This is a genomic window from Acinetobacter sp. 102 (assembly GCF_037028485.1).
GTDB classification, from domain to species: domain Bacteria; phylum Pseudomonadota; class Gammaproteobacteria; order Pseudomonadales; family Moraxellaceae; genus Acinetobacter; species Acinetobacter higginsii.
The window spans coordinates 64,484-70,882 of sequence record NZ_JAZEZK010000021.1 but is presented as its reverse complement, the minus strand read 5'-3'; the positions used below and the strand labels follow the sequence as shown (position 1 = coordinate 70,882).

The window sequence follows — 6,399 nt, the reverse complement described above, 5'->3', positions numbered from 1 at the left end:
ACCATTTCCGTGTTGAACATCCTTATGGTCACCATAAACGTGCTGCGACACCTGAAGATCCAGCATCTTCACAAATGGGTGAAACGTTCTATGAGTTTTGGCCACGTACGGTCATTGGCTCTTTCAAATCAGCAATTGAAATTGAAACGACGCGTTTAAAACGTAAAGGCAAAGAGTTCTGGTCAAGGGACAATGAATTGCTACAAGGTTGGGGCATGAGTGCCGCGTTTCATGGTTCAATGGTTGGTCTGTTTGGTAAAGGGGTCATTCCTTATTTAGCGACTCAAGCGTTCTATGGCATTAGTTTGTTTGAGATTATTAACTATATCGAACACTATGGTTTAAAACGTCAAAAGGATAAGAATGGTAAGTATGAGCGTACCATGCCAGAACATAGCTGGAACAATAATAATATTGTGACCAATTTATTCTTGTATCAGTTACAACGTCATTCGGATCATCACGCTTACCCAACGCGTCCATTCCAAGCTTTACGTCATTTTGATGAAGCACCTGAGTTGCCAAGTGGTTATGCAAGTATGTTATTACCAGCTTTGATTCCACCACTATGGTCAAAAATGATGGATAAGCGCGTCTTTGATCACTATAAAGGTGACTTGAATAAAGCCAATATTTTCCCGAAACGTCGTGCAAAAATCTTTAAGAAATTTGGTGTGGTTGATCAGTCGCTGACTGAAGTTTCTAGCGAGACAGCAACTACAGCATAATACGAACTGCTTTCCCAAAGCAGGGCACTGATGAGCAATCGTCAGTGCCTTTTTTATTTTCTTGTATAAAAAGCTTAACCAAGTACAGATTTTGAATATTCTTACTGTATATCTATGTATAACTTAAAAATAATCTTGTAATTGGTTTATGAGGCAAAGATGACAAAACATTATGATTATATTGCGATTGGTGGTGGGAGTGGCGGCATTGCATCAGTGAATCGTGCTGCGATGTATGGAAAAAAATGTGCCTTAATTGAAAAATCTGAAATAGGCGGGACTTGCGTCAATGTTGGTTGTGTTCCTAAAAAAGTGATGTGGTATGCCGCCCATGTCACTGAATCGATTCAGAAATATGGTCCTGATTATGGTTTTAATACTAAAGTTGAGTCATTTGATTGGCAGGTTTTAATCAAAAATCGGCAGGCCTATATTGATAGAATACATCAATCTTATCAAAATAGCCTAAGCAAAAATCAAGTCGATCTTATTCAAGGTGCAGCTTATTTCATTGATAAAAATACTATTGAGGTTAATGGTGATCGCTTTACGGCAGATCATATCCTGATTGCAACAGGTACACAGCCCTCACTACCTAAGATAGATGGAGTGGAATATGGCATAGATTCGAATGGCTTCTTTGAGTTAAGTGCTTTACCAAAAACCACCGCTGTGATTGGTTCGGGCTATATTGCAGTGGAATTGGCAGGTGTGCTGAATGCTTTGGGTTCTCAGGTTGGATTGTTCATTCGTAAGGATTTACCTGTAAGACGCTTTGATTCTTTTTTAAGTGAAACCTTAGTCGAAGTGATGCAAACAGATGGTATTGCTGTACATACCCAAGCTGTTCCTCAAAAAGTTACCCAAAATGCCGATGGCACAGTTGTGCTGCATTTGGAAAATGGTGAAACCCATAAAGTGGATTGTCTGATTTGGGCAACGGGTCGAGAGCCAAATACTGCGAGTTTGAATTTGGAGAAAGCCAATGTCCAGTTGGATGAGAGAGGCTATATTCAAGTTGATAAATTCCAGAATACCTCACAGCAAGGAGTTTATGCGGTAGGTGACATTACGGGGAAAATGGAGCTCACACCTGTCGCTGTTGCAGCAGGGCGAAGATTGTCCGAACGACTCTTTAATCATAAGTCAGATGAACATTTAGATTACAACAATATTCCAACTGTGGTCTTTAGCCACCCTCCAATCGGAACAGTGGGGATTACTGAAAAGGAAGCCATTGAGCAATATGGTCAAGAGGCGGTTAAAGTGTATAACTCATCTTTTACTGCGATGTATAGTGCGATTACTCAACATCGTCAGCCAACCAAGATGAAACTGGTCTGTGTGGGTGAAAATGAAAAAATTGTCGGTATTCACGGGATTGGTTTTGGCATGGATGAGATTTTACAAGGTTTTGCTGTTGCCTTGAAGATGGGAGCAACCAAGAAAGACTTTGATAATACTGTTGCGATTCACCCAACCTCGGCGGAAGAGTTCGTGACCATGCGCTAAGTGATGGTCTGGATATAAAAAGGACGTTATTGCAACGTCCTTTTTTTTGACTCATCAAATTCTTACTTCAATTCACTTGATGATTTACCTAATTCGCGACGGGCAATGATCAGTTGCTGAATTTGTTGGGTACCTTCAAAAATATCCAAAATTTTTGAGTCACGTGCCCATTTTTCCAGTAATTCATCCTCAGAATAACCAACACTGGCAGCAAGTTCGACACATTTCAGTGTGATCTCATTGCATACGCGACCCGCTTTTGCCTTCGCAATCGAAGCTTCTTTAGAGTTTGGCTTTTTATTGTCTGCCATCCACGTTGCTTTGATCGTTAACAAGCGGGCAGCTTCCCATTCAGCTTCCATGCGATAAATCTGTGCAGCAAGGTTTGAGGTCTGTAAATATGGTGTTTTATAGTCTGCATCAAGCTGATCTTTAAAGATTTCTTTGATACGTTCCAAAGATGCTTTGGCGCAACCAATGGCCATTGCCGCAACCAGTGGACGGGTATTATCAAAAGTTTCCATCACGCCTGCAAAGCCTTTGGCAACATCGATTTCTGCATTACCCAACAAATTGGCAGCAGGAACACGGCAGTCAATAAAGCTAATTACGGCAGTATCCGAGGCTTTAATCCCCAGTTTGTGCTCAAGACGTTCGACTTTCATTCCTGCTGTACCTTTTGGTACAACAAAAGATTTGATTGCAGCACGACCTAGTTTTTTATCCAAAGTTGCCCAAACCACCACAGAGTCAGCACGCTCACCTGAAGTGACAAAGATTTTCTCACCGTTGAGGATGTATTCATCACCATCTTTAGTGGCAGTGGTACGAATTGCCGCAGAATCAGAGCCACAGCCGGGTTCTGTAATAGCCATAGCCGCCCAAGTACCCTTGAAGCTTTCTAACTGCTCATCGTTGGCGACAGCGGCAATAGCAGAATTTCCAAGGCCTTGGCGTGGCATACTCAATAATAGGCCAGTATCGCCATAGCACATTTCAATTACACCCAGTGCGGTTGACATATTATTGCCATTTTTATTGCCTGATTCAGTTTCGCCTCGTTTGCCCACTGCTGCACCAGCATTAATACCTTCGCCGCCTTCGTTCATACCATCAATTAACGAAGCAAGCATATCGAGTTCTTTTGGATAGGCATGTTCGGCTTTATCATATTTGCGTGAGATTGGGCGTAGTACATTCAATGCAACTTCATGTGCCTGATCGACCATCATTTTGAATTTTTTAGGACTTTGTAAGTTCATTGTATTCTCCTTAGGTCGTCAATTAAGCATGTAAGCCAGAATGTAAAACTGCAGTTGCACGTAGATCGCGGTACCAGCGCTCAACAGGATGTTCTTTGGTAAAGCCATGACCACCTAAGATCTGCACACCATCTGTACCGATTTTCATTGATTTTTCTGCACAGAGCAGGCGGGCTAAATAGGCTTCTCGATGAAACGGTTTACCAACTTCTGCCAAACTTGCTGCATTGAGCACCAACATGCGCATGGCATCGATTTCAATGGCCATATCCGCAATCATAAAGGCGACACTTTGGCGGTGCGAGATCGGTTCACCAAAGGCAGTACGTTCATTGGCATATTTGATACAGTATGCTTTGATGGCTTCACAGGTCCCAACAGCCATGGCACACCACATCAGATTGCCAAGATCAACAAATGCGGTGTAATCAAAATCGCTATCACCTAAACGTAAGGCAGGAGTCTGATTGAATTGGAGTGTTGCTGTTTCTGCTGCTTTTAATCCCATTGCAGGGTTGGCTTTAATGGAGATACTTTCATTGGATTGCACCACGAATATATCAGGCTGACCATTAAACTCTGCACTCACAAGGAATACATCCGCAGTATCACCTAGAACCACCAAGGTTTTTTCACCAGTGATATAGAATTGTCCATTGGCTTCGGTTGCTGTGGTTTTTAACTGGAATGGATTGAAGGCTGGCGTTGCTTCTTGAAAAGCAAAGCTTGCGGTGACATCAGTATCTTCTGCAAACACAGGTAAATACATCGATTGGACTTGGGTTGAACCCCAACGCGTAATCGCATTAATTACACTGAAACGGCTCAGTAGGCCAGCGGTTAGACTAAAATCTCCCTTGGCAAGACTTTCAGCAATCAGGATATTACTGACAATATTTTGTTCAGCTGCCACACCACCTAAAGCTTCTGGTAAAGCATAGTAATTCAAGCCTAAATCGACTAGGTGCTGCCATAGTTGTTCTGGAAATTGGGCATTATGGTCCGCATCATGCGCCAAAGCATATAAAACTTCTTCAGCAAATTGTGACATCGCGTCAACGGTCATTTGCTGTTCTTCAGTCAGACTGAGATCAAACAAATTTTTATTGACCTGATTTGGGAGACGTTGTTTATCGATCGCTTGTGGCTTAAATGCTTTTTGTGTTTTTGTAAGCACTTTAAAGCCCGTTTTTGAACCTTGATATAATGATTTCTCTACAAATTTTCTTAATTTGAGTTGATCAAGTACTTCGCTTCCTGCGATTTTTGTGATCAAAGATAGCCCAAATCCCTGAGCTTTATTCATCATATTCGACATGGTTTTATCCTAGAGGATGGTTGTAAAATTATGCTGACATGCTCCAATGAAAAAGACTATGTCTTGTTTGACATGCCGATTGGAGAAAGATAAAGGGTAATCTGACCAACTATGATATTTTATCTATTTGTTTTTTAATGTTTTGTATAAAATAATAAAAAATGAAATTAAAAAAAATTGACCAAACTGACAGAGTGCTGATGGTATTGAATCGTTGTATGATCACTGGGTCATATCGGAATGGCTGCCAGTGATCATAATTTCTTCTTAGAAGCGTTTACTATAGTTCACGAATAAACGGTCCTCGCCAAAGTCATTACCGTGTTTCACATCATAGTCAATGCGGATGTATTGCAGTGCAAAGCCTTTGAGATAGGGTTGTTGAAAGGCGTAGTTCAGAATGAGATTGGATTCAGTCTCATGATTTTTCTCACCATTGGTTGCTTTAAAATCATGACCATAGACATATTTCACCATCGCATTTAGCCCAGGCACGTAGTCCTTAAAATCATAGCCATACATCAGATGATAAGACTTTTCATTCTTTTTAAAGAAGCCTGTGGCATTCCAGTTAATAAAATAGGTTTCAGGCAGAAAACCGTCAGGCAGTGGATAGGCGGACTCACCCATAATCTGCTGATAACCCAATCCAAAGGACTGATTTTTAACTTTGAGCATCTCAAGAATCCCAATATTTTGGGCATCAATATCAAAGTTATTGCCATCATTTTTGGCATTGAAATATTTAAACTTGGAATTTAGTGAGAGGTTGGATTGCTTCCATGTATGATCTAAGCCTAGATAGTGCTTGTTGTATAAGTCTTCTAAATTAGCAAAGTAATATTCTGCTTTAAGGGATGGGGTGAACTGATAGCGTAAATCCAGATAATTTAAATCATCGGAATATTCGGTTTTGCCATTGGCAGTAAAGGAGAACTTGCGAAAATCTTCTTCATTGCGAGGAGATACTTTGGTTACTCGGCCTATTTCGGCATAGAGTGGATCAGAGAGTTGTGATTTTAAGTTGGCTCCCCAATAGGAAGCGAGTAATTGGCGGCTGTTATCAACAGCAGTTACAGGCTGATCAAGCCACAGTTCACCAATACTTAATAAGGTTTTGTTATAACCGAGTTTAAACGTTGCTCCATATTTTAAAAAGTCAGATGCTTGTGACTGAGTTTGTGTATCAAATGGCAAGATGGTATCGGCTACATGCTTGTCTTTACTTAAACGTACCGCATATTGAACAGAAGCATCTGCACCAATTGTGACGGGCTTATCTGCGATTTGTAGCGGCGTGTCATGTAGTTGAGATGTATAAAATAGCGAGGCTGCCTGTGACCAACTGCCTGTATCTTTGAGGTTCTGATTGTCATAGTCGCGGTTGATATAGGCATTTTTCAGGGTGAATTTCCACTCTTCCTGAGTAGATTGGGCATTTTCAGCTGCAACAACTATCGGGCTGGAGAATCCAAGCATGACGAATAAAATTGCTGCTCTTAAGTATAGCGGGTTAAATTTATGTACGTGATTCATAATCCATATCCAATCTTGGTATGCCATCCCTAGGCGTTATTAT

5 protein-coding genes are annotated in these 6,399 nt (G+C 41.1%); 2 read left to right on the top strand and 3 right to left on the bottom strand.

Annotated elements, in window-relative coordinates:
* Positions 1-728 (top strand): alkane 1-monooxygenase (locus tag WA352_RS18060; protein WP_336143518.1); only part of this gene is annotated, 728 nt, incomplete at its 5' end.
* A 159-nt stretch (positions 729-887) separates the two neighbouring features.
* Positions 888-2,240 (top strand): glutathione-disulfide reductase, encoded by a 1,353-nt coding sequence (gorA, locus tag WA352_RS18055; protein WP_033133066.1) that lies wholly within the window; start codon positions 888-890, stop codon positions 2,238-2,240.
* A gap of 62 nt (positions 2,241-2,302) precedes the next feature.
* On the opposite strand, the gene WA352_RS18050 is transcribed toward gorA, so the two are convergent.
* The 3 genes from WA352_RS18050 to WA352_RS18040 all read right to left on the bottom strand — a co-directional run bounded on the left by WA352_RS18050 (position 2,303) and on the right by WA352_RS18040 (position 6,356).
* Positions 2,303-3,502 (bottom strand): acyl-CoA dehydrogenase family protein, encoded by a 1,200-nt coding sequence (locus WA352_RS18050; protein ID WP_033133067.1) that lies wholly within the window; start codon positions 3,500-3,502, stop codon positions 2,303-2,305.
* 22 nt (positions 3,503-3,524) lie between these two features.
* Entirely contained in the window at positions 3,525-4,811 is a 1,287-nt protein-coding gene (locus WA352_RS18045; RefSeq protein WP_241345106.1) for an acyl-CoA dehydrogenase family protein, read from the bottom strand.
* Between the two features lie 276 nt (positions 4,812-5,087).
* Positions 5,088-6,356: an OprD family outer membrane porin gene (locus WA352_RS18040; protein WP_033133069.1), complete on the bottom strand. Its 1,269-nt coding sequence runs from the start codon at positions 6,354-6,356 to the stop codon at positions 5,088-5,090.
* Positions 6,357-6,399: the final 43 nt, after the last annotated feature.

Excerpts from the sequence above, each read along its gene's own strand:
- WA352_RS18045 (WP_241345106.1), bottom strand. The coding sequence starts at position 4,811 with ATGATGAATAAAGCTCAGGGATTTGGGCTATCTTTGATCACAAAAATC.
- WA352_RS18050 (WP_033133067.1), bottom strand. The coding sequence starts at position 3,502 with ATGAACTTACAAAGTCCTAAAAAATTCAAAATGATGGTCGATCAGGCA.
- gorA (WP_033133066.1), top strand. The coding sequence starts at position 888 with ATGACAAAACATTATGATTATATTGCGATTGGTGGTGGGAGTGGCGGC.
- WA352_RS18040 (WP_033133069.1), bottom strand. The coding sequence starts at position 6,356 with ATGAATCACGTACATAAATTTAACCCGCTATACTTAAGAGCAGCAATT.